We start from the raw sequence: 24,849 nt of genomic DNA, 5'->3' as shown, positions 1-24,849 counted from the left end.
TGGTCGGAAAAACGGCCGGGAGAAATTCTCCCGGCCGTTTTTTTTGTTCAGTGAGCGTGTTCCGGATCAGTGAGCCACCGGGGTCACGGCGGGCGGCGTGAGGATGGGCGGGCGCACCCGCATCTTTTTCGCGCTTTGCAGTTCCACCTCGCTCAACAGCACACTGGGGGCGATGCTGGTGACGGGGATCGATCCCGATTCGGCATGGCAGAAACCATTGATCACTTCGCGGTTTTCGCCGGTGACCATGACTTTTCCGATCATCGACAGCGGTGTGCCGACAAAATCGACGCCCCGCACCATCTCCTCGCGGCCATCGGGAAACACTTTGTAAAGGTACAACGGTTCGCCTTTGAACACCTGGAAGCGGCCCTGCTCGGTCTGCGTTTCACCGCCGATGATTTTTTTGACGAACAGGCCGTACGGCTTGCCCTGGCGCACCACTTCCTCAATGAGTTTGCGCTTCAGCGTCGCCGCGTCCACCTGCGATTTGGATGTGATGATGAAATTGCTCATGCGCGACATGGGGGAATGGATGCCATCGCCGCGGGCATGACCGTTGGTGCGGCTGAATCCTAGCACCGGCATGCGCGTCAGCAGGAAGTTTTGCAGGGTGCCGTCTTCCACCAGCACCACCTCCTCACTTTCCTGTCCCTCATCATCAAACCGGTAATGGCCCAGCAGCGGCGTGCCCTCGAACCGGTTGAGTTCCGGATTGTCCGTCACCGTCAGGAATTCCGGCAGGATGGGCCGTCCGATTTTCTTGAGGAAGGTTTTGCCATCGCCGTCTTCACGCAGGCGGTCGCCTTCCAGGCGGTGGCCGATGGCCTCATGAAACAAGACCGCCGTCGCATCCGGACTGAAAATGGCCGGACCGATGTACGGGTCCATGCGTGGTGCCTGTTTCAATTTTTGCAGCGAAGCGATGAGGCGATCGGTGCGTTCCAGCAATTCCTGCTCGGTGGGGAACGCGTCGCCCTCGTGCAGGTAAATCGACTCCTCGTCGTGCAACCGGTCGCCTTCCGGAGAGCGCACCCAGCCTTCGATGGCCACCCCGTAGTACAGCTTGCCTTCGCGAATCTTGTTGCCCTCTGAATCGTAGTAGTAACGCAGCGTGCGATTGGCATAAATCTGGACCTTGGATTTTTCAATATCCGGGGCGTGCTGGAAGCGGGCGGAAACCGTTTTGGCGAGACCTTCCCAGTCCTGCATGCGAGGCGCCCACCGGGGGATTTCCCCAAAGCGTACCTGCGGCGTCTTGCCGACTGAAAAGTCCGCCAGATCATGGCTTTCCACACCGCTGATGAAGCGGCCTTTTTTCTTCAGGAAATTGACGATCGCCTGTTTGTAACGCAGATCCGTTTCATACCACAACGCCCGCTTGAGGGCATCGGGCTGGTTGTCCAGCGGGATCAACGATTCGGTGACGTACTTGTGGCTTTGCGGATGCGAACTGTCGAACTCCGGCTTGCCCACTTTCACATCCACAAACAGAGTCTGCTTTTGTTTGATGTCGGACGACAACAGCGCCCCGAATGTGGCCACCACCTCGGCGCGGTCGTGATGCCGCACCTGGTAATTGATAAAGTAAGGCGGACCGAAGGTATCGATCTTCAATTCTTTCAGGGACCGGGCCATTTCTTCTTCCATGGCCCGGAAAATCATCTTTCCCTCTTCTTCCGATTCGGCGGCCGCAGCAGGCACCGCCAGTGCCCATCCAACCAGCAGCAGAATCCAAAAGCAATGTCGTTTCAAGAGACCTCCCCAACCAAAATAGTTGCAACTCGTATTGCAGATACAAGGTTTTATCAAACTAGCCCTCGATTTTACCGCTGCCCTGCAACCAATCCCAAAAACTATCATCTAAATTAGGCCGGGAAAGCCCTCTTTTGACAGTGCTTTTCTCAGGGCACTTAATTATCGCCTTTATTTTCAATAGATTAAAATACGCCTGCAGGAATTCTCAGTACAAAATATTCATTATCCGGCGCGTCTATTGACAAAAGTGATGGCGGGACCTATATTTCCATTTTGTTTGAAAAGGGTTATGGGACTAAAAGACAAGCTCCTTCAGGACCTCAAAGAGGCCCAAAAATTGAGAAATTCCCTCAAGGTCGAGACCTTGCGCCTGGTTTCTTCTGAAATCAAAAACAAGGAGATCGATCTCCGCAGAGAGCTTGAGGACGAAGAAATCACCGCCCTCTTGTCCACCCAGATAAAAAAAAGAAAAGAAGCCGCGGTCCTTTACGAAAAAGGCAATCGTGCCGATCTGAAAGAAAAAGAAGAACAGGAAATGGCCATTCTGACCGGTTATCTGCCGGAACAGGTTGGAGAAGAGGCGTTGCGCCAACGCATTCAGCAGGTGATCGCGGAAACCGGCGCACAGCATCCCAAAGACATGGGCAAGGTCATGAAGGTGGTCGCCCCTGAGTTCCGCGGCCGGGCCGACGGAGAGCAGATCAAATCGCTTGTCACTGAAATGCTGGCTTCGTGAATCTACCGGGATTCCAGGCCGGTCCCACGCACAACCCATTGGCAATGGAGCCCCGCAACCGGCGGTTCTCATCCATCAATCCGCGGCGAGTCGGTTCTTAAACCTTGAAACAGCATATCCCGGAAGAGATCATTGAAGACGTACGCCGTCGCGCCGACATCATCGATGTCGTTTCCGATGCCGTCCATCTGAAAAAGAGCGGCAAGAACTACAAAGGCCTGTGTCCGTTCCATCAGGAGAAGACGCCTTCGTTCACCGCCAGTCCGGATAAGCAGATCTACCACTGCTTCGGCTGCGGCGCCGGTGGCAACGTGTTCAAGTTCCTCATGGAAACGGAAGACCTGAGCTTTATCGAGGCGGTCAAAAAGCTGGCCAACCGTTACCAGGTGCCGCTGCCGGAATCGGCGCTGCGTTCCTCCGGCGTGCCTTCCGAACGCGAAACCCTGTTTCATCTCAATACCCTCGCTACCGAATACTTTGCCCAGCACCTGACTCATCCGCAAAGCGGCAGGCAGGCCCGGCAGTACCTGCAATCGCGCGGGTTCGACGATGCGGTCATCACCGCCTACCAGTTGGGCTGGGCGCCGGACGAATGGCGCGGGCTGTTGACGCATTTCGAAAAAAAGACGAAGTGCACGCCGCAACAATTGGAAAAGTACGGCCTCATCATCCGCAACCAGGAAAAGAATGTGGTGTACGACCGCTTTCGCGGCCGCCTCATTTTTCCCATCCGCGACACGCACGGCCAGGTGATCGGTTTCGGCGGGCGCGTGCTGGGCGACGGCGAACCCAAATACCTGAACAGTTCAGAAACGGCGGCGTACAAAAAAGGCAATCACCTGTTCGGCCTCAACCTGGCGCGCACGGCCATCCGCCAGCACGACCGCGTGCTGATCGTGGAAGGTTATTTCGACCAGATCCGCGCCTGGCAGGCAGGCATGCAGAACACCGTCGCCACCTGCGGCACGGCGTTGACGCCGCAGCAGGCATCGCTCCTGAAACAGTACACCCAGAACGTCGTGCTCGTGTTCGATGCCGACAACGCCGGTCTGGCTGCGGCCGCGCGCGGCTTCGAGGTGCTCAAGGAACAGGGGCTGAACGTGTTCATGGTGGCCCTGCCGGAAGGTGAAGACCCGGATTCGCTGATCCAGAAACAGGGCGCCGGGGCCTTGCGGGCACGGGTCGAACAGGCAGCGCCCTACATCCACTTCGTGGTGCAACGCACCCTGCAGGAATCGCCGCCCAGAACGCCGCAGGACAAGCTGGAATTGATCAACCGCCTGCTGCCGCTGTTGACCAAAGTCTCCAACGCCGTGGAACGCAGCGAATACGTCCGCTACATCGCCGAAACCGTGGGCGTCGAGGATCGGGCCCTGCTGGACGAGTTGAGGAAAGCGCTGGCTGAGAACAAGCCACGGCTGTCGCCCCCGGTGCGGGAAAAACCGGCCACACACAGCCCGGAATGGTACCTGGTCCATATTCTGCTGGCAGACGCTGACGCGGCGGTGGAAATCCGCCGCCAGATCGAACCTGAGGCCTTCCAACGTCCGGAGTGCCAGAAGACCGCCCGTTTTCTCTACGCATTGATCGACGCCGGACAGCCGTTGGAGGTCCACCGCCTGCTGGATCACGTCGAGGACGCAGACGTCAAATCGGTGCTCACCCGTGTTTGTCTCGCACCGATGGACTTCGACAACCTGAAACGGGCCCTCAACGACTGCATTCTGGAGATCCGCAAACGGTCTATCCAGGAGCAGATCAACGATTTGAGACGCCAGCGCAACGCGGCGGAACAGGCGGGAGAAACCGGCCGTTCCCGGGAATTGCACGACCGGGTGAGGAAAATGCAATTCTCCCTGATACCGGATTGAATATTTTGCATCCTATTTATTAGAAACCGTTGAATTTCATATAACAGGAGAGTGGGATCACATGTCCAATGCTGACAAAACCGCAGATGTTTCGGAAATCAACCAGCTCATCTCGCTGGGAAAGGAAAAGGGCTATCTCACCTATGAAGAGGTGAATGACGTGCTGCCGTCACATCTCGTCGCACCCGACCAGATCGACGATCTGATGCATTTGTTCGGAGAGAATGAAATCGACATCGTCGATTCCGCTTTGAAGGAAGACAAACCCAGCGACGACGATGAGGACGCCGAAAAGGAAGATGCCGCGGTGGAAGAGAACATCCCCGAAGCCAAGGCCGAGACCGTGAGCATCGACGATCCCGTCCGCATGTACCTGCGCGAGATGGGCACCATTTCACTGCTCACCCGCGAAGGCGAAGTCGAAATCGCCAAGCGCATCGAGGACGGCCAGAACGAAGTGCTCTCCGCTGTCGCCAACTGTTCCGTCACTATTTACGAAGTGGTCTGCCTGGGTGAATCGGTCAAGGAAGGCCTGATCAACGTGTTCGACGTCATCAACCAGGGCGATCCCGACGAGAAAAAAGAAATCGACGAGAAGGAAGAAGCCAAGCGCCTGCTGAAAGCCATCCGCAATCTGCTGACACAGGAGAAAAAAGTGTTCCGCCTGCGCGAGCGCAGTCAGACCAAACTGTCCGAAAAGGTGCAGGAAAAAGTGGACAAGGAACTGTCCGAGCAGCAGAAGAAACTGGAGGACATGGTGCTGGACCTCAACCTGAGCAGCGAGGTCATGGACGGCATCATCGAAAGAATTTACGAGATCGCCGCCCGCTTCCGCGAAGCCGGCAAGCAGGAACGCATGATCGAAAAAGAGATCGGCGTGTCGCTCGCCGAGGTCAAGAAACTGGCCAAGAACTGGGCCAAGCAGAAGAGCGTCAAGCTGCCTTCCAATAAAGTCATCACGCGGGCCCAGTACGACAAGCACATGAAAGTCGCGCAGGGCTGCCGCCGCAAGATCAAGAAAATCGAGAAAGAAACCAACACCGCCAAGGACCAGTTGCTGGCCACCGTGCGCACCATCGCCCGCGGCCGGGTGAAGGACAAGACCGCCAAGCGCGAACTGGCCGAGGCCAACCTGCGGCTGGTCGTCAGCATCGCCAAAAAATACACCAACCGCGGCCTGCAATTTCTCGACCTCATCCAGGAGGGCAACATCGGCCTGATGAAAGCCGTCGATAAGTTCGAGTACCGCCGCGGTTACAAGTTCAGCACCTACGCCACGTGGTGGATCCGCCAGGCCATCACCCGCGCCATCGCCGACCAGGCCCGCACCATCCGCATCCCGGTGCACATGATCGAGACCATCAACAAACTCATCCGCGTCTCCCGCCACCTGGTGCAGGAGCTCGGACGCGAACCGACGCCGGAAGAGATCGCCGAAAAGATGAGCCTGCCGGTGGACAAGGTGCGCAAGGTGCTCAAGATCGCCAAGGAGCCGATTTCGTTGGAAACGCCGATCGGCGAGGAAGAGAACAGCCACCTGGGCGATTTCATCGAAGACAAGAAAGTGCTCTCGCCCATCGACTCGGTGGTCAAAAAGAACCTGAAGGAACAGACATTGAAGGTGCTGGGCACGCTGGCCAGCCGCGAGGAAAAAGTGCTGCGCAAACGCTTCGGCATCGGCCTCGACTCCGAGCACACGCTGGAAGAAGTGGGCCAGGATTTCGCCGTCACGCGCGAGCGCATCCGGCAGATCGAGGCCAAGGCGCTGCGCAAACTGCGGCACCCCAGCCGGTCCAAGAAACTGCGCAGTTTCATAGAGGGCTGACCGCTTTCGGGCCCATAGCTCAGCTGGTCAGAGCCCCCGGCTCATAACCGGATGGTCCCAGGTTCGAATCCTGGTGGGCCCACCACATACGCTACAGATTTATATTAAGGAAGAAGGCCCGGGCGCCCCGCGCTCCCGGGCCTTCTGTATTTCGGTTCCACCCTCCACCCATTCTTCATAACCCGATAAAAACCAAAGCCTTCCCTTCCTATGCCTTCACCTTGGTTTTTACCCGTACAAAAGCATTTCAAATTTGGCATATTGAATTTTCAGGAAAACCTGCTAGGGTTATGGGGTTTTTTCAAGGATAAATCAGGAAATGCCAATCCACGGCTCGTTTTTGGAAAAGCGAACAGTCCATTAAAAAGGGAGGGGAACCGTGAAACGAATCCATACCATATTAATTCCATTTTTTGTGTTGATGGTTTCTACCCCCGCCGTCCAGGCAAAAGATAAAGTCACCGGTCCCTATATCTCACTCAATGGCGGGTTTTCATTTTTATCGGATTCCGATGTCTCCTTCAACGACGTTACTTTTTCCACAATCAGTTTCGATCCCGGCTTTAGCGGAGGTGGCGCTTTTGGCTACGATTTTGACGATGTCCGAACTGAAATCGAAGTTATGTATCGCCGCTGGGACATGGACACGTTTACGGTCCCAGGGACTATCGGAGGTACAACTATTACCGGGTGTCCCTGCTCCGCATCAGTAGAGGGAGATGTCTCATCGCTCAGCTTTATGCTAAATGGATATTCGATTCCACCTTGGTTGCCTGACCCATGGGAGTTGTATTTGGGAGGGGGCTTGGGGATGGCCAATGTCGATGCTGAAATTAATGTATTGGGAGATGACAGCGACACGGTTTTTGCCTATCAATTCATGATAGGCCTCGGTTATGACATCACTACCAAAACGGCATTGACGATTGGCTATCGCTTTTTTGATGCTGTGGAGCCGGAGTTTCAGGTGTCCGGGGTCCCTATAGAGGCTAAACTTCAGAGTCACGATTTTAATTTAGGCCTTCGATTCACTTTTTAAAAACCCTGACTAGCACTCACCTCACTTATAGAGCATCAAAAAAGGCCTGAGCGCTCCCCGCTCTCAGGCCTTTTTTCGTGGCTTTGGCTCCCCGCCCGCCCCCTCCCCTCCTCTTTTTCGCGCCCAAACGAAAATCTCACAATCCCCACATAAAACCCTGTCACAGGTGCGCGAAATTAAGGTCCATGAAACGGACCCTGAACCAATTCCTGCTGATGGCGGCCTTGCTGATGCAATCCGCCTGTGCGGCGCAGATGGCGCAGTTGCCCTGCGGACCCGATACCTGCGCCGGACAAAACCGCTGGCAGGAGAGCATCGACCAGATCGCCGCGAAAAACTTTCCCGGCGAAGAGTTTGAAGGCGTGGTCTATAAAGACCGGCTGTCCAACGCGTGGACCACCTTCGATCACCGCGTGCACATCACGGAAGACCTGTTGCATGGCTTGAGCCGGGTGGGTGAGACGTATCTGTTGAGTGTCGCCGCGCACGAGATGGCGCATATCGAGGCCGACCACTTTCTAAAGAAAGCGACTCAAACCTACGTGCAGTGGTTCAAGTCGCTGTTCGATCACGACAAATACAAAAACAGCGCGCGTCAGGTGCCCGGAGCCATGGACCCGGAAATCGCCGCGATGAGCCGAGAACACGAATTCGAAGCCGACCGTCTGGCCGTGCGTTACCTGCATAAACTGGGGCTCGGCCAGGCCGAGTATGTGGATTTTTTAAAGTGGATGCAGGCGCACCTCAACGACGCGCCGGAGACGGAATCCGCCAGCCACCCGTCGTTCGCCGAGCGCATCGCGCGCATCGGGGCCATGACCGAAAGTCCGCAAATCAAGGAAAAGGAAGGTGCGTGACGGAAGCCGTCTGTGACGGAAGCCGTCTGTGACGGGAGCTGTCACGGACGGAAGGCGTCACGGCAAACAGGCCGTGAAAACAAAAGAGGCCGGCGGGGGAACCGCAGACCTCTGTTGCCGATGATTCGATCCACGTGAACCCGCAAGGCTCACGCGGCCCGTTCAATCCATCCTGCTTTCTTTGAAATCATGTTCAGGGTGCTTGTAAAGATTTTTGTCTCCGTTGTTGGAATCCGCGGACTGCGAGGGAGCCACCTGGCTGGGGGCGATACCGGAACAACCCACTCCCATCACGAAAACAAACAGCACGCACAACACCCACCCGCTCCATCGTTTAGACATCTGACGCCTCCGCCCGGTCGGGGCAAATACGGGGTTGATGAAACTTGATAACTTTAATATTAAGACCTTTTCACTGCGCCGCAACAGGCAAATGAGAGTGCGAAACGGAACGTTCGAACAGAGGCGAAGTTTTATAGCCCGACCCTATAAAATTCCACGCCGCACCATTTAACTTTCCGGGCAACGCAACGCCAACGGCAATATCTACAGGGATCCATACAACCCGGTAGATAGCTTCCGGAAACCACCAAGTCAACGCATGGGATTTAAAGACGCGTTCAACCGCATTCGCCTCGAAACGGATTTGCAAACGCAGGAGCAGCTGGCGCGGTTTCTTGGCATTCGGCAAAGTTCCGTATCCGGTGCGAAAAAGCGGAGCCGCTTTCCCTCGGCGTGGGCCGAAAAAATCGGCCGCCATTACAACCTGCGCTACGAATGGATCATGCAAGGTCAGGAACCCAAGCGCCTGACTCCCGGCATGAACCCGGACGAGACCCGGGAACTGCTGGACCGCTTCTGGTTCGTACTGCTGCACGCCTCGGAATCCGACCGCTCCCGGGTGCGGAGCGTCATCGACCGCGTGTACCACGAGACCCGGCAGGAACGCTGACGGGACTGCGCCCAGGGGAGTGGGAATCGTTTTGGAATGCAAAGAGGCCCACGTTCACCCCCTTCCCCGCCTTCAGGTCACCCCCCGGCACCGCCCCATTTTCAGCCTTATAACGCCCCTTCAAAAATTTTTTCACCCCCCAACTTGACACCCTCGCGCGGCATTTTATTTATTCAATAGAACCATGGGACGATCGATTCGGTACCGAATCCTCCATTTGAACCTTTAACGCAACGTATCAACCCGTATCCTTTGGAGGATAACCATGAATAAAGTGATTCACTACGACCCGAAAGCCTATATGGACAAGTTTTTCGATGACGCCGACCTGTTCGGCCGCATGACGCCGTGGACTCCCTTCTGGGAGCCGGTCTCGAAAAGACAGGAGTCCGTGCGCTGTAATATCGAGGAAACAGAAGACCGCTACATCCTGAGCGCCGCGGTTCCGGGCATGAAACAGGATGACATCGATATCGGTATCCATGACGGTCGCCTGACCCTCAAGGGACACCACAAAGAAGAAAACAAGAAAGAAGGCGAAACTTATCACCTGCGGGAGTTCAGCGACACCCGATTCGAACGCTCGTTCACCCTGGGTGACGGCATCGATCCGGAAAACGTCGAAGCCACTCTGGACAACGGCGTGTTGACCGTCGTTCTTCCGAAAAAGGAAGAAATGAAACCGAGATCGGTTCAAGTCAAAGTCAAGAACGCGTAACCTCCCGACGCCAAGCCCGCGTTTCTCCGGAAACGCGGGCTTTTTTTTCGCCGGTTTTCTTCATATAATGTGGGCATCGGCAGGGGGTTTTGGGGACCCGCTAATCCGACGCATCGTCAACCCATCCTCAATACGATTGGAAGGAACCGAATGAAATCTCTGGCATCGATCAATGCTAAAGATATCGAAACCATCAAGATGGCCCTGAACGACGCCATTTCCGATATCAACATGGAATTGAAAAACAGCCTGCCCGAAAAGAAGAAGCGGGAAGTGATGGAGTATAAATCCCGTTACAGCCGCGTTTACGACAAACTGCGGGCCAACCCTTCCATCTACGCGCTGGTGGAGCACGAGCTGGACATTGCCGCCGGCGGCCTGAACGATGCCATCGAGCTTCTGGAAGAAAACATGACGGATGATCTGGACGAACAGGAAAAGCAGGACATCCAGGAGTACATCAACGAGTGTGAGCGGCTGATCGATATTTTGGCGAGTTGAAGTCAGGCAGGGCGCTTTGACGCCCGCCTCCCCTCCCCGGCGGGAACTTTCAAAAATTCACATAATACCCGTAGGCGAACATCCACCCGGTCACCCCGGCGCCCGCGGCCATGCACAGGACCCAGGCCTTGCGGCTGTTGCGCGGCAGTTTGGCCGAGTCTTCATACATCCATGCGGAGTGAATCATCATTCCCATGAAAAAGGAAATGAAGACAAACGCCAGTCCCATGATGACGAACATGATCGGACTGAATTCCATGTTGGCGTTGGCCATGCCTCACTCCACAAGAGTTGACGGGATCGGATCGGTCGCCCGCGTGGGGCGTGGCCTGCACCGCGGCATCACAGGAGGAATCCCGACTGGGCGATCCCGAGCTTCTCCAGCAGTTTTCCCAGGCCGACCAGCAAGAGGCCGATGCAAACCAGCCCTGCCGTCACTCCGGCCATGATCATGAAAAATTCCTTCTTCGTGCGGGTGCCGCGGAGCCAACTGATGACAACCGTCAACACCACCACCACGATGAAGCTGATCCAGTAATACCTGGCAGACATTTTCGGATTGTATCAAGGATGAATTGGCGAATGGGAAAAAATCTGACCGGCGTCGGAATGGAGAACCCATAGCCCCGCGCGTCCTGAACGCGTTTCCAGCGCCCTCCGCCCGGACACCTGCCGCCTACGACGAGGCGGGGGGCGAGCCCTGCGGCGCGGCGTGCACCGGCAACAGCATCACGCGGCCGAAGGTCAATTGCTCCGGCTTCTTGTACTGCGGCACGCCGATCACGATTTCCGGCTGCGGCTTTTGCCCATCGGCGATGTACGTGCCCAGCATGCGGTCCCAGATGGACAGGTTGAATCCAAAATTGGAATTGGTTTCGCGCATCACTTCAGAGTGATGGATGCGGTGCATGTCCGGCGTGACGAGCAGCAGGCGCAGCATCCGGTCCAGGGCGTCCGGCAGGCGAATGTTGGAATGGCTGAACTGCGCCATGCCGTTGAGCACCGCTTCGAAAATGACGACGGCGATCACCGACGGACCCAGCGCCAGCACCAACCCCATCTTGAACAGCATCGAACCCAGAATTTCTATCGGGTGAAAACGCAGGGCGGAGGTGACATCCAGATCCAGGTCCGAATGGTGCACGATGTGGAATCGCCAGAAAAACGGAATCATGTGCACCACCACGTGTTGCAGGTAAATCATGAAGTCGAGGAAGACGACGGTGAGGGCGACCTCCACCCACGCAGGCCAGTCCAGGTAATTGAACAGGCCCCATCCGCGTTCGGCGGCAAAGGCGGCGGCGCCCACGGCGGCCGTGCTCAACAGCAGCTTGACCACGACGATGTCGATCCCCGTCAAACCGAGATTGATGCCCATCCGCCTGAGTTTCGAGTCCACCGTCGGGTGGCGCGGGATCAGCCGCTCGAGACCGAGCAACACGGCAAACACTCCGATGAAAATCAGGAACCGGATCTGATCGACGTTCATGGAAAGCCTTTTGGTGGGGCGGGTGTCTCAGGTCATCATTGCGGCTGCTTCTGACGCACCAGGTTGACCACACCCTGGAACATCAGTCCGATGAACCAGAACGTGGAAAACGAAATCATCCACAACCCAAACATATTGAACCAGTACTGGTAGGGCGTGTAATCGATCGATTCGTGGTAGATTTTGCGGATCTTGCCCTTCTCCACCTCGGACGCCTTCATGTAGTTCTGGTAAAACGGGTGCGTCGCCTTGGCGGCCTTTTGTTCCTTGTCCTCATAGGAAAGGCGGAGAAACTCCCCCACTTCGATGGCGTTGTCCTTGAAGAAAAGCCGCATGCGCTTCAACTCCTCGCTGTCCGGCGGATTCGCCATGGCATACCATATTGTCACGGCGACCGACAGCAGCAGCGAGGTCCACAGCGAGATTTTTCCTACCAACCGGTCCACTTTGTCGTCAAGTTCTTGCGGAGTTTGTTCCATATCGCCAACGGGAGTTGAGAGTTTCGGGAGATTTTAACACATCCGTATATTCTATCGTATTTGCGATTTTTCCGGCAGGATCTTTCTCGCATCCGCCTGAAAACCACGGCAAATAACATTGAGGAATGTCCGGGGATACCCTATATTATTGATGGAATCAAAACAACCGGGCCTCCTCAAAGCTCAAGGAGGGAATCATGTCGGCCACTTTGCCTGAAACCGTCGCGGAAAAAATCATTGAAGACAAAATCGTTGAATGGGAAGCGAAGAAATCCGGGCGCAGCCAAACCCGGCCAGCCATCGGGGCCTTCCCCTTCATTGCCATCTCCCGGGATTACGGATGTCTGGAAGAAAAACTGATCCCGCTGTTCGAAAAAACGTTCCAGTGGAAGGTGTACGGACGCAACCTGCTCGACCACATCGCCAGCCGGGACGCCTTGAACCGCAGCTTCATCGAAACCCTCGACGAGCACCACGTCAATCAACTGGACCGCTGGGTTCAGTACCTCATTTCTTCCGGATCGGTCCGGCCGGACGAATATTTGATCAAACTGTCCAAACTGATGAAAGTGATCGTCACCCACGAAAATGCGATCTTCGTCGGGCGCGGAGCCCATTACATTCTCGCCGACAAGCCGCACGGCGTGTTTGTGAAGCTCACAGCTTCGTTCGAGTATCGGGCCAACCACATCGCCCGGCTCAAGAAAATTTCTCAGACCGAGGCGGAAGCGGTGGTCCGGCACATCGACCGCGAGCGGCAGGAGTTCATCCAGCATCATTTCAAGCGGGACATCGAGGACGCGTCTCATTTCGACATCGCCTTGAACACGCAATCGATTCCGGCGGAGACCCTGTGCCAACTCGTCGCCCGCGTTCTGGAAATCAAAACGTCCAGCACCCTCTGACCGGTCCCCGGTGCGAAACCGGGCCGCGCGTCCTGCCGCGACCGGTTCACCCTGGTTCCGATCTCTGACCATGGCCTCCGACCGCTCGGTAGGATATATCCGCCTGCTCAAGACCAACCGTCCGTTCCGCAATCTCTGGTACGCGCAGGTCGTCTCCGAACTCGGCGACTGGCTGAACAGCATCGCCATCTTCGCGCTGGTGCTCAAGGTCAGCGGCACCGGCATGGCCATGGCCACGGCGATGATGGCCAAGCTGCTGCCCATTTTTTTCGTCAGTCCGCTGGCGGGCGTGCTCATCGACCGCATGAACCGCAGGACCATCATGATGGTCTCCGACCTGCTGCGCTTCGTTGTGGTGCTGGGGTTTTTGCTGGTGGAAGATGCCAACGACCTGTGGTTGCTGTACACGCTGGCGGTGGTGGAAATCGCGCTGGCAGGATTTTTCGAGCCGGCGCGCAGCGCCGTGATCCCGTCGCTCACAACGCGCGAAGACCTGGTGACGGCGAACGCCCTGAGCGGCTCCACCTGGTCGGTGATGCTGGCGTTGGGCGCGGCTCTGGGCGGGGCACTGGTCAGCCTGTTCGGCATCAAGACCGCCTTCGTCATCGATGCCTGCACCTTCCTCGTTTCCGCCTGGTTCGTCTCGCGCATCCAGTTTCCGAAATCGGCGGCAGCCCGCGAAGACGCGACTTCATCCGGCAAGCCTCACGACAACGGATGGGTGGATGGCCTGCGTTATCTCATCCGCAAGCCGCTGGTCGGGGTGCTGACCATGCTGAAAACCGGGCTGGCCCTGGGCGGCGGCATGATGACCCTCATCCCGCTGTTCGCCAACAAAATGTTCGCCACCGAAGCCGCCATCTCCATGGCTACGGGATTGATGTATTCGGCGCGGGGACTGGGCGCGGCATTGGGACCGGTGCTGGTCAAACGTTTTTTCGGCGACTCCACACGGGTGCTGCACCTGTCCATCCTGGCCGCGTTTTTCCTGGGCGCAGCGGGCTTCTACCTGCTGTCACACTCTTTCAATCTGGGGACCGCCGCCGCCAGCATCGGGCTGGTCACGTTCTTCGGCTCCATCATCTGGGTGTTCAGCTCCGCCCTCATCCACCTCAAAGCGGAAGACCGCTACCTGGGACGTGTGTTCAGCACGGAAATGGCGATGCTGACGCTGATCATGGGACTCAGCAACTGGTGGGTGGGGTACGCCATCGACCGCCTGGGGTGGACGTTGCACGAGGTGACGCTGGGGCTCGCCGGGGCGTTCCTGCTGCCGGGCGTCTGCTGGGGCCTGTTCCTGCTGGTCAGCAAACAGATGCGCAAACGGGATGCGGTCGATTCCGTCTGCCCGGTGGAACCGAGCGACAGCAAACTGCCGCCTTCGTCTTATTGAGAAGAAACGGTTACGGCGTGTCGATTACGAAGTGCTCGGCCAGGGACTTGCCGATGTCGAAATGGTGAGTGAACATCTGGCTGTCGTCGCGTCCCTCCGCCCACTGGTAGGCATTGGCCACGTGGTCGCTCATGCCCAGAGCGTGCAACACGCCGACAGAAACGTAACTGGAGGACAGATCGCCCGATTGCGAATACGTGACGATCATGGACTTCATGTACTCCATCTGCTCCGCTTCCAGACTGTGGAATTTTTTGACGAGGTTGACGAGATTGGCCTCGCCATAGGTGTTGTTGTAGCCGGAACCGATGACCGGTTCCTGGTACAAATGCAGGACTTCCTGTTCCAATGCCGCGTGCCAGCTCATGATTTCCTTTACGGGTTTTCGGTGGCCGCTTCTTCCGGCTGCGGAGCCCAGTAGGTGACAAATTCCTTCTCATACGCCAGCTTGGTGAGATCGGTCATGCGGTCGAGAAACACCTTGCCCAGCAGGTGGTCGATTTCGTGCTGCAACACCACCGCCAGAAACCCGCTGGCCTCGACCACCACTTTTTCGCCCTGGCGGGTGTAGGCCTCCATCGTGCAAGCGGACGGGCGTTCCACCAGCCCGCGCAGATCCTTGACGCTCAGGCAGCCTTCCCAGAACGGGACCAGATCGTCGCTGGTGCGGGTGATCACCGGGTTGACGTACACAGTCAGCGGGATTTCGGAGCCGTCCGGGTAACGTTCGTTGCCCTGGTACTCGACGACCATGATCTGCAGGGAACGCTGAACCTGCGGCGCAGCAATGCCCACACCGCCCTCGGCGTGCATCGTATCGATCATGTCGTCGATGAAGGACTGTAATGCATTGTCACCCGGCGCCGTCAGGGCGTCGAGGTCCACCGGGTCGGCGATCCGCCGCAAAACCGGATGGCCCAAATGTGCAATGGATAATACAGCCATATTGCTTCTCCCAAATCACTGCGTTTTATAAGAACATTGTATCCATGATGTGCAGGCAGTCCAATCAAAAATGAAAAACGATGCGGATTATTTTGCATTTCCGAACCGCTGTTCTCATCAAACCTTGCCTTGTTGAAAACAGGCATACCCCGGATCGACCTTAATTATTGGGCGGCGGAAGGGGTCCCCTCAGGATTTTTTGTTTGACATTTAGACCCCATTTTTTATAATGACCCCGCTTGATGTCCTACACCTAACTCACCTTTTCGTTAAGGTCCCGTCTCAAAAAAAAATCTCGAAAGGAGGGATGATCATTGACTAAAGATGAGCTGATCGCCAGCGTAACTAAATCCGTAAAAGATTCCAATCTCAGTAAACGATTAGCTGGAGATGTCGTTGACGCAACGTTCGATGTCATCGCCAAGGCAATCAAAAAGGACAAACGTTTTGCTTACCCCGGATTTGGAACATTTACTGTGAGGAGCCGGAAAGCGCGCAAAGGCCGCAATCCGCAGACAGGGGATGAAATCAAAATCAAGGCCAGCAAAACCGTCGGCTTCAAACCCGCACCCAACATGAAGAATTCGCTGTAACCCCCCCACCATCGAATTAGATGAACGAAAAACCGCCCGCTTCCCGGGCGGTTTTTTTGTGCCTAAAAAGGCTCCCCTTTCATCGCCGCTCCGCAAACCAAAAGCATCTATAAATCGGTTACTTGGAGCACAATCAGGGAGCGTTTTCCGCGGTAGGCCGTGGGATCAGGAAGCGGGGCCTTCCGCGTCCGGTAGGATTTCTTTTTGCGACTCGAGAAACTCGCGCTCGAAGAGTTTGTATTCACCCTCGTTCGCGTTTTCGGGTCGGCGGGTCTTGCGGAGGAAATCGTTCAGGTACCAGTGTTTTTCCAGATAGTGACAAACACGGCATTCGGTCGCGTACCGAAACACCTTGCGGTTGTAATTCAGGGATACCTCTTCGACGTGCGTCGTCGAACTGAAATCCCGGTGCAGGTGGCAACTTATGCAGTATTCATTGATGACGCGGTTGTTTTCGAAGGACTGGAACTCCCCCTCAAACGCACGCTCAATTTTCAGCGTGTAGCAGCCGGTTCCGATCAACAAACCCAGCAAGAGAGTCCAGCCAGCAGCGCCCCGAATCCCGTTTGCCCTTCCCGCTGAAACAACGGAGCGGACCCATTTTTTTACCCGGCAATACGTTATCATGAAATTAGTTTACAAAAAGAGGAGGGGGAAAATCTAACAGAGAATGACCCGAAGAAACGACAGGAACCGCTCAAGTGGTTTTCGACCGCAACTGGCTGTACATTTTCATGACTTTGCGGGAATAGGTTTTCGGCTTTTTGCCCTGACGGAGGTAGCGCGACAGTTGAGACGGGCCGTGGTTGTAGGCTTCCAGCGCCAGATCCAGGTCGCGGAACCGCTTCTGCATTTTTTTGAGATACAACGCCCCGAGCGCGATGTTGGTGTCCGGATTGAGCAGGCTGAAGTCACCTTTCCACGCCATCTGCGCTTCCGTGGCCATGGCCGAACCGGTCGCCGGGCGGATCTGCATCAATCCCAGGGCCCCTTTATGGGACTCCGCCTGCTGGTTGAAAGAGCTTTCGGTGACGATCAACGCCGTCAACAGCAACGGATCATGCCCGTTTTTACGGCTTTCACTGAATATCCGGTTGGAAATGCGGCGCATCCGTTTTTTGTCCAGGCGCGAGTTGTATTTGCGCATGACCTCATGGATGCGATTTTTGATACGGCGCTCCTGACGGATGGTCTCAAAACGAGCCTTCAGGACCATGTCACGGAAAGTCCGTTTTTCCAACTTCATCAAGGTCCGGGAATGTGCGGAAATTCCTTCTATTCCCCTTGATTTATCAGGAAAAATACCGAAAAGAGTTAACAGGAGGACCAACGAAAGAAGACTGCCCTGTCGATGAAGTGCCTTCATAAGTTCAGTAGCTGTTCAGTGATGCAACCGGTTCGAGTTCAGAAGCGGAGCGATACGTTTGCAGAAGGTCAGAGAAATCGATTAGAGCAGCGTGACAGCGCGAGAAAGAGACCGCAAACCATTATGTTTAAATTAACCACTACCAAAAAGATGGCTGCGGCTGAAAAGGATTATATATTCATTTAAAATACCTGTCAAACCGGGGTTTATGGCGATTTTGACAAGAGGGTTTGGAAGTGACCCCCGGTTGCCTTATAATAGTGATTAAACCTTTATTTGCAAACTCTTATGAAGATCGCATGTCCGAAATGCCGCGCTAATTACGAAGTCGCCCTGCCTCCATTGGGCGAAGCGGGCATCGAGTTGAAATGTGCGGTCTGTCATCACCCGTTCCGCATCAAAAAGAAAACCTCCAAGCCTGCGCCGTCCCAGCGCGCCACCGGTGCCGCCCCAGGCACATCGGTCCCAGCTAAATTGCCGGAACACCCTCCGATGGACGACGTATCGGCCTCATTGCCTCAAGGCATGCAGTCCCTCGATGATTCAGCGGGGGACGCGCCGGATCCTTTCGACTTCGACGATGAATCGCTCGATCTGGATTTGCCTGACGAGGTGACCGCTGCGGGTTCCATGGAATTACGGGACCTGCCTGAAACCAAGGATTGGGACGAGGTGGCCGATTCCGCGAAGGCGCTGGAAGATCAGGAACTCGAAGAAGCCGCCCAACACGCAGAAGAGTTTGCCAACGGCGCCACCGCTCCGGAAACCGAGACCTCGGCGGAACCGGAGAAGAACACCGCGGAAGGCGCGGACGGCGTGGTCGATCCTGAAATCTGGATGGACGCATTTTCCGACGAACCCACTCTCGACGCCACCGGGGGGACCCACCCCGACGCGCAGGAAGAACCCTTTGAAGACCCGGAAATGTGGGCCGAGGCATTTGCCGATCAAGCCGCGCACACACCCGAACCGGACACCGGCGAACCGGCTGTCGAGTTGGAACCGCAAGACGATGAGGCAATGATCGATCCCGCCGACGCCTGGGCGGAAATGTTTGCGGAGGAGACTCCCGAAGACACTCTCTGGGACAAGGCCGTAGCCGAAAATGAAATCGTTCCGGAACCTGCTGCCCAGGAGGAAACGCCGGCGGATCCGCCCCAGCCGCAAGAGGTGCCACCTGGAGAACCGGAGGAAGTCCCCCGAACCGGAAAAGCCCCCCGCCGCCGCCCAAAGAAGTGCCGCCCCTCCATCGGAGGTGCCGCCGCAACCGAAAGAGGACGAGGAAGAAAAATCGATGAGCGACCTGGAGTCGGAGCTTGAAAGCGTCGAAGCTCAACGCCGGCAGCTCAAAAATCAGCGCTCCCAGGACGAACCGAAGGAATCGGAAGACCAGCGCTTGATGCAGGAATTGGAACGGCAGCAGGAGGACGGCGAAGCGTATCGGAGCGACACGCCTGCGTCCGAGTTGGACGACACGGTTGCAACGGAGCCCCCAGAGGTGGAGGCGGTTTCTCCGCCTGAGACCGATGACGACCTCCCGACCGTGGATATGCCGGACGACGATCTGGATGTGATTGGGCTGGATGAGGAATTGGCCGACCAGGAGAAAGAGGTGATCGGCCTTGATGAAGAATTCGCCCGGGCCAGTGCAGGCAGCTCCCCATACCAGCCCGCATCGACCGGGGAGTCCGCAGACGATTCGACGGAAGTTGAAATCGACCGGGACGAAACATCGCAGGATGAAAGGCCGGGTGTCAGCGCCGAGAGAGTGACGGAACCGATTTCAGAGGACGTGGTTGATGAGGAATCCAGGGAAGAACCCAAAAAGAAAACTTCCGCCGCCGAGCAGTTTGCATCCACCCCGCTTCAGCCCGAACTGAGCGCTCTCGAAAACCTCTCCGCGGATTTTTCAGAGAGCAGCCACCTGGAATCAGAAGATGCCGAAACCCTGTCTGCAGGAGGAGCCATGTTCGACGATTTGGGTGCGGGCATGGAGGATTGGGGGATGGGATCGGAAGATGCACCGGCAGGCAGTTCCACCGCAACCCTCGCCAGCGAAGAGCCGGACGACTTCACCGCCACCTTTTTCGGGCAAAGCGGTCAGCCGGGTCCGGGTTCCGGCGCCGAGCCGCAAAAAACGTCGGAAGGCGAAAACACCGCTCCGAACATGAATTGGACGGATTCCCTCGACGACGAGGATGAGGAACTGACCAAGGAAGAACTGTGGGAACGCGAATTCCCTGTCCTCGGAGAAGATGAAGAAGGGAATCTGTACGGGGAGGAGGAGCCTGAAGACCAGGCGGCTGTCGCCGTGAATGCCGACGATCCATTCTCAGATGTCTCCGATCAGGATGATTACCAGGACGAGGACTACCCGGACGAGGACGAAGACGCGCGGCCCTTGGTGATCGACAGTGAATACGGGGATGGCTACGAGGAGGAAGAGGGATTTGAAGGCGTCGATGAGTCCGCCTATGAAGACTACGACGAGGGGGAAGACGATTACGACCTGGCGTTTCAGCCGCGCAAGGTGGGTCCCTTTGCCGTTCCCCATGGCCGCAAGGGCAACCTCATCATCGTATCGGTCGTGGTTGGCCTCTTGCTGTTGGCCGGAACCGGATACTTTGTCATGCAGACCTTCACACCGGACGAATTGACCGACTTCATGGTGGCCGACGGCGATATCCCGGAAGATATGGTCCCGCATGAAAACACCGGCGCCCAAACCCCGCCTGTCACCACGAATCCGGAGATGCAGGAGTTGTTGAGCGAAACCGAAGCGGAGCAGCAGTTGGACATCGACGAATTGATGGACACCACCGGCCCCATCCAATCCCAACCGGAACCCGAGCCGGAAACGGTGGTTGCGGAAAAAACACCCGCTCCGCAACCGGGCGAAAAGCTGGAAGAGGCCACCAAATTACTTGAACCCTCGGAGGACAACGAACTGCTGAAAGAACTCGAACAGTCGCAGATTCTTCAGGAATCGCAGCAGGAAATCGAGCAGGCCGTGAAGCAGGAAGAGAAGCTGGCGGAGTTGATCGATCCCAATGCCACCATCGTGGCCTTCAACACCATCCTGCCGGTGGCCTACAACACCACCGACATCCGCGTTCTCAGTTTTCGTCTGGAGATCGAAATGGGTACGGTGGACGGGGCCAACGTCATCCGCCAGGCCATGCCCATTTTTGAGGACATGATGATCTCAACGGTGGAAGGTTTTTTCCAGCAGCGCTTTTACACAGACGTGGTGTACGCCAAGGAAAAACTGCGCGACAAGTTGCGCGAGGTGTTCAACAAATCCCTCAATAACGGCAAGATCCAGAAAGCCAACTTCACCGATTTCGCCATTCAGTAATCACTCCGCGTCGTCCTCTCCAACCACGCTCTCATCCGAGGCGCCCTCAGCGGGCGACACATCCGGCAGCGGCGCCTGCGCCTGCAACAGCCGGTACGTCTGGTGGATCAAATCCGGAATCCCCTTGCCCGTCACCGAAGAAATCGAAAGCAGGTCGGGGTTGATCGCCTCCAGCCGTTCGCGGTAGCGCTCAAATTTTTCTTCCGCTTCCGGGTGATCGATCTTGCTCGCCACCAGGATCTGCGGCTTGCCGTACAACTCTTCGCTGAACGCTTTCAATTCATTTTGAATGGTCTCGTGATCCTCGATCGGGTCGCGTTCCGACAGCGCCGAAAAATCCAGAAGGTGCACGATGACGCGCGTACGTTCCGTGTGTTTGAGAAAACGCGTGCCGAGTCCCTTTCCCTCGTGCGCGCCCTCGATGAGGCCGGGGATGTCCGCCGCCACGAACGAATGGTAGTCGTCCACCCGCACCAGTCCCAGGTTGGGCACCAGCGTGGTGAACGGGTAATCGGCGATCTTGGGACGCGCGTTGGAAATTTTTGAAATGAGGGTGGACTTGCCGGCGTTGGGGAAACCGATGATGCCGACATCGGCGAGCAGCTTCAATTCCACCCGCAGCACGCGGGCTTCTCCGGGGGTGCCGGAGTCGGCACGCCGGGGCGCCCGGTTGACGGAGGATTTGTAATGATCGTTGCCGAACCCGCCGCGCCCGCCTTTGGCCGCCACGTATTCCTGAAACTCTTCGGTCAGGTCGGCCAGCACCTCGCCGGTTTCAAAATCCTTGACCACCGTGCCCATCGGCACGCGGACGATGAGGTTCTGGCCGCTCTTTCCGGAGCGCAGGTTGCCGCTTCCGGGGCGGCCGTGTTCGGCGCGGTACAATTGCTGGTAACGGAGATCGAGCAGGGTGGTCAGGTTGGAGACCGCAAGCAGGGTCACATCGCCGCCGCGGCCGCCATCGCCGCCGTCGGGGCCGCCACGCGGAATGTACTTCTCACGACGGAAACTGCAACACCCGTCGCCGCCGTTGCCCGCACGGACGGTGATCTTGACCTGATCGACAAACATGAATGGAAACGCTTCCCTTTAAAGAGGGAGCGACTTCAATTGGCGGGGTGAATGCTGACTTTTTTCCGGGTGCGGCTCAACCACTCAAACTTCACAATGCCCGCCTCTTTGGCGAACAGCGTGTAATCGTTGCCCACACCGACATTGGTGCCGGCGTGAAGGGTGGTGCCACGCTGCCGAACGAGAATTTCGCCGGCTTTGACCGTCTGCCCGGCAAACCGTTTGACGCCCAAACGTTTGCCAATGCTGTCGCGGCCGTTTGAAGTGCTGCCCTGTCCTTTTTTGTGTGCCATGACGTCTCCTTAGCGGCTACTTGGAAATCCCGGTGATCTTGAGCCGGGTCACAAGCTGGCGATGACCGTTCTTACGGCGGTAGTTCTTGCGGCGCCGTTTCTTGAATATCAGGATCTTCTTGTCTTTATACTGCTCCACAATCTCGGCGGTCACCGCACTGCCGGAAACCATCGGGTTGCCGACCTGGATGTCTTCGTCCGCGCCGACCAGCAGAATCTGATCCAAGGTCACCTTATCGCCGACGTTGCCTTCCAGCTTTTCCACCTGAATGACATCGCCTTCAGAAACTTTATACTGCTTGCCGCCTGTTTTGAATACTGCGTACATTCCGAAAACTCCAATATACCTGTGTGACAGGGACCTGTGAGGCTGGTGAGAATACGATTATCACATGATAAAAACGAAAGAGTGATAATACCGAAAACCCCGGATTAAGTCAACCCAGACTCCGCCCCCGTCAAAATTATTTTGTAACGCCCGAAAAATGGCATACCATGCTTGTTTTCCAGTTATTAGGGAGGGCGCGCGGAGTTCCAATTCTGCAGATCATGTCGGCAAAAGACAAGGAAAAATGGGACGCCAAGTACGAGGCCAAGGAATGCCTGGCCGGGCGCGCGCCCTGCGAGTGGCTGGTCGAACAGGCGCCCCGGCTGACCGGAGGCGGCAAAGCCCTCGACATCGCCATGGGCGAAGGCCGCAACGCCCTCTACCTGGCCCAGCGGGGCTACGATGTCACCGGCATCGACGTCTCGGATATCGCGATCGACCGGGCACACCGCCTCGCGGAAGAAAAAAACCTGAATATTCAAGGGATTGTGGCCGATCTGGATCACTATGAGGTCGCTGAAAACGCCTACGACGTGATCGTCTGCTTTTACTTCCTGGACCGCAACCTGTTCGACGCCATCCGCCGTGGGCTGAGGCCGGGCGGGTTGTTGATCTACGAGACCTTCAATGAAGACTATCTGAAATACAGCCAGTTCAAGCCGGACTGGGTGCTGGCTCCCAACGAGTTGCTGCAACGGTTCGGGGACTGGCACATCCTGAATTACCGGGAATGGGACGACCCGGAAAACGAAAAAGCCGTGACCTCGCTGGTCGCCCGCAAACGGAAACAGGAGTGACATGCTGCAATCCGCCGACTCGCAATCGAAATCGTTTACCCTCCCACTCTGGATGGCCTGCCTGCTGGCCGTGGCGGCCCTCGGCCTGACCGCCTGCCAGACCCCGCCGAAAAGCTCCGGTAAGGCGCTCGAAGCCGAAGGCTTCACCCTGCGGTACTCCAGCAAGTTCAGCGCCGGTGAGGAAGTGGCGGCGATGACACTGCAGCACCCGCTGCCCATCGGTGAAGACGTGCTCGCCCGCCACATGTGGACCCTGCAATACGAAACCAATTCGTTGATGGGCGAGCCCACGCATGTGTTCACCCGGGACGACATCATGAAGGTCAAACGGCTTTTGACCAAAGCGCTGAACAGGGCCAGCATGGGAAACGTCGTCGGCTTCACGATTGAATCCGAAGAAGGCGAAACCGAGGGCATTCTTTTCGCCAGCGACGATCGCCTGTACTGGAAATTGGAAAAAATCCAGGGCGTCTCGTTCAACCTGACGCGCAACTTCAACGCCCGCTACGGCACGGCCTGGCATCTGCTGCCGCAGAAAGGGCAAAAACTGTTCGTCTCGGGAAAATTGTTTGGATCCAAAACCTGGGAGAACTGGCTCGTGGTCAAACTGGGCACCGAACGCACGGTCACGAAGCGCCGTGTGAAGCAGAAACCGGTCACGGGAATGAAGCAACAGAACCCGACGCAAAACCCCACGCCGGAAAACACCACCGCCCCGGCCCCGTCCGGCAATGCGCCTTCGCTGAATCCGGAGTTGGAAAAGAAACTGGAATTTCTGAAAAGCCTGCGCGACCGCAAGCTGATCGGCGAGGACGAATACCTGAAAAAGCAGAAGGAACTGCTCGACTCGTATTTTTAGAGCGGACAGGAGGCCGTCGGCCAGGAGGCCGTCGGCCAGGAGGCTGCCAGCCAGGAAGCCGCCCGCATAGGCAACCGGTTCATTTCTTGCGCAGGCAGAACACGCCGTCGCGCACGGTCAGCAGCACGCCTTCCACGCGGTCGTCGGCGTGCACGGAGCGGTTGAAGTTGTGGATGGCGTGGTCCGATTCATCCTGCGGGTCCAGCACGCGTCCGCTCCACAATACGTTGTCCACCACGATCAACCCGCCACTCCGCACCTTGGGCAGGACCGCTTCGTAGTAGTTCAGGTAATTGGCCTTGTCGGCATCGATGAACACCATGTCCAGCGGCGCCTCCACCTTCTCAATCGATTTCAACGCCTCGCCTTCCAGCAGCGTGATTTTTTTGCCGTGCTCGCTGCGGTGGAAATATTTTTTCGCCATCTCAATCGCCGGAGGATCGATGTCGCAGGTGAACAGTTCGCCGTCGTCCGGCAGCCCTTCGGCCATGGACAAGGCGCTGTAGCCGCTGAAGGTGCCGATCTCCAGCACCCGTTTCGCCTGCAGCAGTTGCACCAGCAATTTCAGCAACCGGCCTTCCAGCCGTCCGGTCAGCATCACCGGCAATTCCAGCTTCTCGTGCGTCTCCTGCTTCAACTGAGTCAGCAGTGGCCCCTCGTCCTCCGTGTAGTTGAAGGCGTAGCGTTCGATGCGGTCGTCGATAAAATCCATGGGG

General features: G+C 56.7%; 29 protein-coding genes and 1 tRNA gene. 16 read left to right on the top strand and 14 right to left on the bottom strand.

Going from position 1 to position 24,849, the window contains the following annotated elements:
- Window positions 1–66: 66 nt before the first annotated feature.
- On the bottom strand, window positions 67–1,755 hold the full coding sequence (locus tag QML71_RS03870) for a metallopeptidase TldD-related protein (protein WP_282010588.1): 1,689 nt from the start codon (window positions 1,753–1,755) through the stop codon (window positions 67–69).
- 292 nt (window positions 1,756–2,047) lie between these two features.
- Here QML71_RS03870 and QML71_RS03865 point away from each other — a divergent pair, with 292 nt between their 5' ends.
- The 6 genes from QML71_RS03865 to QML71_RS03840 all read left to right on the top strand — a co-directional run bounded on the left by QML71_RS03865 (window position 2,048) and on the right by QML71_RS03840 (window position 8,086).
- Window positions 2,048–2,494: a GatB/YqeY domain-containing protein gene (locus QML71_RS03865; RefSeq protein ID WP_282010587.1), complete on the top strand. Its 447-nt coding sequence runs from the start codon at window positions 2,048–2,050 to the stop codon at window positions 2,492–2,494.
- A gap of 104 nt (window positions 2,495–2,598) precedes the next feature.
- Window positions 2,599–4,365, top strand: a complete 1,767-nt coding sequence (dnaG, locus tag QML71_RS03860; RefSeq protein ID WP_282010586.1) for a DNA primase — start codon at window positions 2,599–2,601, stop codon at window positions 4,363–4,365.
- Between the two features lie 61 nt (window positions 4,366–4,426).
- Window positions 4,427–6,190 carry an RNA polymerase sigma factor RpoD gene (rpoD, locus tag QML71_RS03855; RefSeq protein ID WP_282010585.1) on the top strand — a complete coding sequence of 588 codons (1,764 nt, stop codon included), beginning with the start codon at window positions 4,427–4,429 and terminating at the stop codon, window positions 6,188–6,190.
- 8 nt (window positions 6,191–6,198) lie between these two features.
- A tRNA-Ile gene (locus QML71_RS03850) sits at window positions 6,199–6,275 on the top strand.
- A 294-nt stretch (window positions 6,276–6,569) separates the two neighbouring features.
- Window positions 6,570–7,229, top strand: a complete 660-nt coding sequence (locus QML71_RS03845; RefSeq protein WP_282010584.1) for an outer membrane protein — start codon at window positions 6,570–6,572, stop codon at window positions 7,227–7,229.
- Between the two features lie 185 nt (window positions 7,230–7,414).
- A complete protein-coding gene (locus QML71_RS03840; protein WP_282010583.1) occupies window positions 7,415–8,086 on the top strand; it encodes a M48 family metalloprotease in 672 nt (223 codons plus the stop codon).
- A gap of 162 nt (window positions 8,087–8,248) precedes the next feature.
- On the opposite strand, the gene QML71_RS03835 is transcribed toward QML71_RS03840, so the two are convergent.
- Window positions 8,249–8,428 carry a hypothetical protein gene (locus QML71_RS03835; RefSeq protein ID WP_282010582.1) on the bottom strand — a complete coding sequence of 60 codons (180 nt, stop codon included), beginning with the start codon at window positions 8,426–8,428 and terminating at the stop codon, window positions 8,249–8,251.
- A 259-nt stretch (window positions 8,429–8,687) separates the two neighbouring features.
- Here QML71_RS03835 and QML71_RS03830 point away from each other — a divergent pair, with 259 nt between their 5' ends.
- The 3 genes from QML71_RS03830 (at window position 8,688) to QML71_RS03820 (ending at window position 10,257) form a co-directional block, all read left to right on the top strand.
- Window positions 8,688–9,038, top strand: coding sequence for a helix-turn-helix domain-containing protein (locus QML71_RS03830; protein ID WP_282010581.1), 351 nt, complete (start codon window positions 8,688–8,690; stop codon window positions 9,036–9,038).
- Window positions 9,039–9,303: 265 nt separating this feature from the next.
- Complete coding sequence (locus QML71_RS03825) at window positions 9,304–9,756, top strand: Hsp20/alpha crystallin family protein (protein ID WP_282010580.1); 453 nt, start codon at window positions 9,304–9,306, stop codon at window positions 9,754–9,756.
- 150 nt (window positions 9,757–9,906) lie between these two features.
- Window positions 9,907–10,257 (top strand): hypothetical protein, encoded by a 351-nt coding sequence (locus QML71_RS03820; protein WP_282010579.1) that lies wholly within the window; start codon window positions 9,907–9,909, stop codon window positions 10,255–10,257.
- 49 nt (window positions 10,258–10,306) lie between these two features.
- Here the strand turns inward: QML71_RS03820 and QML71_RS03815 are convergent, their stop codons facing one another.
- The 4 genes from QML71_RS03815 to QML71_RS03800 all read right to left on the bottom strand — a co-directional run bounded on the left by QML71_RS03815 (window position 10,307) and on the right by QML71_RS03800 (window position 12,225).
- A complete protein-coding gene (locus tag QML71_RS03815; RefSeq protein WP_282010578.1) occupies window positions 10,307–10,531 on the bottom strand; it encodes a hypothetical protein in 225 nt (74 codons plus the stop codon).
- Between the two features lie 68 nt (window positions 10,532–10,599).
- On the bottom strand, window positions 10,600–10,809 hold the full coding sequence (locus QML71_RS03810) for a hypothetical protein (RefSeq protein WP_282010577.1): 210 nt from the start codon (window positions 10,807–10,809) through the stop codon (window positions 10,600–10,602).
- A 124-nt stretch (window positions 10,810–10,933) separates the two neighbouring features.
- The gene (locus tag QML71_RS03805) at window positions 10,934–11,746 is read right to left on the bottom strand and encodes a sterol desaturase family protein (RefSeq protein ID WP_282010576.1); all 813 of its coding nucleotides are present in this window, start codon (window positions 11,744–11,746) and stop codon (window positions 10,934–10,936) included.
- Between the two features lie 35 nt (window positions 11,747–11,781).
- Window positions 11,782–12,225, bottom strand: coding sequence for a hypothetical protein (locus QML71_RS03800; RefSeq protein WP_282010575.1), 444 nt, complete (start codon window positions 12,223–12,225; stop codon window positions 11,782–11,784).
- Window positions 12,226–12,422: 197 nt separating this feature from the next.
- On the opposite strand from QML71_RS03800, the gene QML71_RS03795 reads away from it, so the two are divergent.
- Both QML71_RS03795 and QML71_RS03790 read left to right on the top strand, forming a co-directional pair.
- Complete coding sequence (locus QML71_RS03795) at window positions 12,423–13,130, top strand: cytidylate kinase-like family protein (protein ID WP_282010574.1); 708 nt, start codon at window positions 12,423–12,425, stop codon at window positions 13,128–13,130.
- Window positions 13,131–13,200: 70 nt separating this feature from the next.
- Window positions 13,201–14,523, top strand: a complete 1,323-nt coding sequence (locus QML71_RS03790; protein WP_282010573.1) for an MFS transporter — start codon at window positions 13,201–13,203, stop codon at window positions 14,521–14,523.
- Window positions 14,524–14,533: 10 nt separating this feature from the next.
- Here QML71_RS03790 and QML71_RS03785 read toward each other — a convergent pair whose 3' ends face one another.
- Both QML71_RS03785 and def read right to left on the bottom strand, forming a co-directional pair.
- A complete protein-coding gene (locus tag QML71_RS03785) occupies window positions 14,534–14,890 on the bottom strand; it encodes a hypothetical protein (protein WP_282010572.1) in 357 nt (118 codons plus the stop codon).
- 8 nt (window positions 14,891–14,898) lie between these two features.
- On the bottom strand, window positions 14,899–15,468 hold the full coding sequence (gene def / locus QML71_RS03780; protein WP_282010571.1) for a peptide deformylase: 570 nt from the start codon (window positions 15,466–15,468) through the stop codon (window positions 14,899–14,901).
- A 314-nt stretch (window positions 15,469–15,782) separates the two neighbouring features.
- On the opposite strand from def, the gene QML71_RS03775 reads away from it, so the two are divergent.
- On the top strand, window positions 15,783–16,061 hold the full coding sequence (locus tag QML71_RS03775; RefSeq protein ID WP_282010570.1) for an HU family DNA-binding protein: 279 nt from the start codon (window positions 15,783–15,785) through the stop codon (window positions 16,059–16,061).
- Window positions 16,062–16,226: 165 nt separating this feature from the next.
- Here QML71_RS03775 and QML71_RS03770 read toward each other — a convergent pair whose 3' ends face one another.
- Both QML71_RS03770 and QML71_RS03765 read right to left on the bottom strand, forming a co-directional pair.
- Window positions 16,227–16,586, bottom strand: coding sequence for a hypothetical protein (locus tag QML71_RS03770; protein WP_282010569.1), 360 nt, complete (start codon window positions 16,584–16,586; stop codon window positions 16,227–16,229).
- A 172-nt stretch (window positions 16,587–16,758) separates the two neighbouring features.
- Window positions 16,759–17,277, bottom strand: a complete 519-nt coding sequence (locus QML71_RS03765; protein ID WP_282010568.1) for a lytic transglycosylase domain-containing protein — start codon at window positions 17,275–17,277, stop codon at window positions 16,759–16,761.
- 438 nt (window positions 17,278–17,715) lie between these two features.
- Between QML71_RS03765 and QML71_RS03760 the strand changes: the two genes are divergently transcribed.
- A complete protein-coding gene (locus tag QML71_RS03760) occupies window positions 17,716–18,747 on the top strand; it encodes a zinc-ribbon domain-containing protein (protein WP_282010567.1) in 1,032 nt (343 codons plus the stop codon).
- Window positions 18,683–20,785, top strand: a complete 2,103-nt coding sequence (locus tag QML71_RS03755) for a hypothetical protein (RefSeq protein WP_282010566.1) — start codon at window positions 18,683–18,685, stop codon at window positions 20,783–20,785. The genes QML71_RS03760 and QML71_RS03755 overlap by 65 nt, the downstream gene beginning before the upstream one ends.
- Here the strand turns inward: QML71_RS03755 and obgE are convergent, their stop codons facing one another.
- From obgE to rplU, 3 genes are read right to left on the bottom strand one after another with little or no spacing between them, the layout of a single operon-like run.
- Window positions 20,786–21,856 carry a GTPase ObgE gene (gene obgE, locus QML71_RS03750; protein ID WP_282010565.1) on the bottom strand — a complete coding sequence of 357 codons (1,071 nt, stop codon included), beginning with the start codon at window positions 21,854–21,856 and terminating at the stop codon, window positions 20,786–20,788.
- 35 nt (window positions 21,857–21,891) lie between these two features.
- Window positions 21,892–22,149, bottom strand: a complete 258-nt coding sequence (gene rpmA, locus QML71_RS03745) for a 50S ribosomal protein L27 (RefSeq protein WP_282010564.1) — start codon at window positions 22,147–22,149, stop codon at window positions 21,892–21,894.
- 16 nt (window positions 22,150–22,165) lie between these two features.
- Window positions 22,166–22,477 carry a 50S ribosomal protein L21 gene (gene rplU / locus QML71_RS03740; RefSeq protein WP_282010563.1) on the bottom strand — a complete coding sequence of 104 codons (312 nt, stop codon included), beginning with the start codon at window positions 22,475–22,477 and terminating at the stop codon, window positions 22,166–22,168.
- A gap of 221 nt (window positions 22,478–22,698) precedes the next feature.
- On the opposite strand from rplU, the gene QML71_RS03735 reads away from it, so the two are divergent.
- Window positions 22,699–23,274: a class I SAM-dependent methyltransferase gene (locus QML71_RS03735; RefSeq protein WP_282010562.1), complete on the top strand. Its 576-nt coding sequence runs from the start codon at window positions 22,699–22,701 to the stop codon at window positions 23,272–23,274.
- Between the two features lies 1 nt (window position 23,275).
- Window positions 23,276–24,133 carry a hypothetical protein gene (locus QML71_RS03730; RefSeq protein WP_282010561.1) on the top strand — a complete coding sequence of 286 codons (858 nt, stop codon included), beginning with the start codon at window positions 23,276–23,278 and terminating at the stop codon, window positions 24,131–24,133.
- Between the two features lie 79 nt (window positions 24,134–24,212).
- Here the strand turns inward: QML71_RS03730 and QML71_RS03725 are convergent, their stop codons facing one another.
- Entirely contained in the window at window positions 24,213–24,845 is a 633-nt protein-coding gene (locus QML71_RS03725; RefSeq protein ID WP_282010560.1) for an O-methyltransferase, read from the bottom strand.
- Window positions 24,846–24,849: the final 4 nt, after the last annotated feature.

This window comes from Nitrospina watsonii, assembly GCF_946900835.1.
GTDB lineage: Bacteria > Nitrospinota > Nitrospinia > Nitrospinales > Nitrospinaceae > Nitrospina > Nitrospina watsonii.
The sequence above is the reverse complement of the archived record's forward strand: the minus strand, read 5'-3'. Positions and strand labels throughout refer to the sequence as shown.

Coding starts and splice junctions, on each gene's coding strand:
- QML71_RS03795 (WP_282010574.1), top strand. CDS start 12,423: ATGTCGGCCACTTTGCCTGAAACCGTCGCGGAAAAAATCATTGAAGAC.
- QML71_RS03800 (WP_282010575.1), bottom strand. CDS start 12,225: ATGGAACAAACTCCGCAAGAACTTGACGACAAAGTGGACCGGTTGGTA.
- QML71_RS03790 (WP_282010573.1), top strand. CDS start 13,201: ATGGCCTCCGACCGCTCGGTAGGATATATCCGCCTGCTCAAGACCAAC.
- QML71_RS03730 (WP_282010561.1), top strand. CDS start 23,276: ATGCTGCAATCCGCCGACTCGCAATCGAAATCGTTTACCCTCCCACTC.
- QML71_RS03840 (WP_282010583.1), top strand. CDS start 7,415: ATGAAACGGACCCTGAACCAATTCCTGCTGATGGCGGCCTTGCTGATG.
- QML71_RS03810 (WP_282010577.1), bottom strand. CDS start 10,809: ATGTCTGCCAGGTATTACTGGATCAGCTTCATCGTGGTGGTGGTGTTG.
- def (WP_282010571.1), bottom strand. CDS start 15,468: ATGGCTGTATTATCCATTGCACATTTGGGCCATCCGGTTTTGCGGCGG.
- QML71_RS03830 (WP_282010581.1), top strand. CDS start 8,688: ATGGGATTTAAAGACGCGTTCAACCGCATTCGCCTCGAAACGGATTTG.
- QML71_RS03735 (WP_282010562.1), top strand. CDS start 22,699: ATGTCGGCAAAAGACAAGGAAAAATGGGACGCCAAGTACGAGGCCAAG.
- QML71_RS03725 (WP_282010560.1), bottom strand. CDS start 24,845: ATGGATTTTATCGACGACCGCATCGAACGCTACGCCTTCAACTACACG.
- QML71_RS03805 (WP_282010576.1), bottom strand. CDS start 11,746: ATGAACGTCGATCAGATCCGGTTCCTGATTTTCATCGGAGTGTTTGCC.
- QML71_RS03815 (WP_282010578.1), bottom strand. CDS start 10,531: ATGGCCAACGCCAACATGGAATTCAGTCCGATCATGTTCGTCATCATG.
- obgE (WP_282010565.1), bottom strand. CDS start 21,856: ATGTTTGTCGATCAGGTCAAGATCACCGTCCGTGCGGGCAACGGCGGC.
- QML71_RS03825 (WP_282010580.1), top strand. CDS start 9,304: ATGAATAAAGTGATTCACTACGACCCGAAAGCCTATATGGACAAGTTT.
- QML71_RS03765 (WP_282010568.1), bottom strand. CDS start 17,277: ATGGTCCTGAAGGCTCGTTTTGAGACCATCCGTCAGGAGCGCCGTATC.
- QML71_RS03865 (WP_282010587.1), top strand. CDS start 2,048: ATGGGACTAAAAGACAAGCTCCTTCAGGACCTCAAAGAGGCCCAAAAA.
- QML71_RS03785 (WP_282010572.1), bottom strand. CDS start 14,890: ATGAGCTGGCACGCGGCATTGGAACAGGAAGTCCTGCATTTGTACCAG.
- rplU (WP_282010563.1), bottom strand. CDS start 22,477: ATGTACGCAGTATTCAAAACAGGCGGCAAGCAGTATAAAGTTTCTGAA.
- rpmA (WP_282010564.1), bottom strand. CDS start 22,149: ATGGCACACAAAAAAGGACAGGGCAGCACTTCAAACGGCCGCGACAGC.
- QML71_RS03835 (WP_282010582.1), bottom strand. CDS start 8,428: ATGTCTAAACGATGGAGCGGGTGGGTGTTGTGCGTGCTGTTTGTTTTC.
- rpoD (WP_282010585.1), top strand. CDS start 4,427: ATGTCCAATGCTGACAAAACCGCAGATGTTTCGGAAATCAACCAGCTC.
- QML71_RS03760 (WP_282010567.1), top strand. CDS start 17,716: ATGAAGATCGCATGTCCGAAATGCCGCGCTAATTACGAAGTCGCCCTG.
- QML71_RS03820 (WP_282010579.1), top strand. CDS start 9,907: ATGAAATCTCTGGCATCGATCAATGCTAAAGATATCGAAACCATCAAG.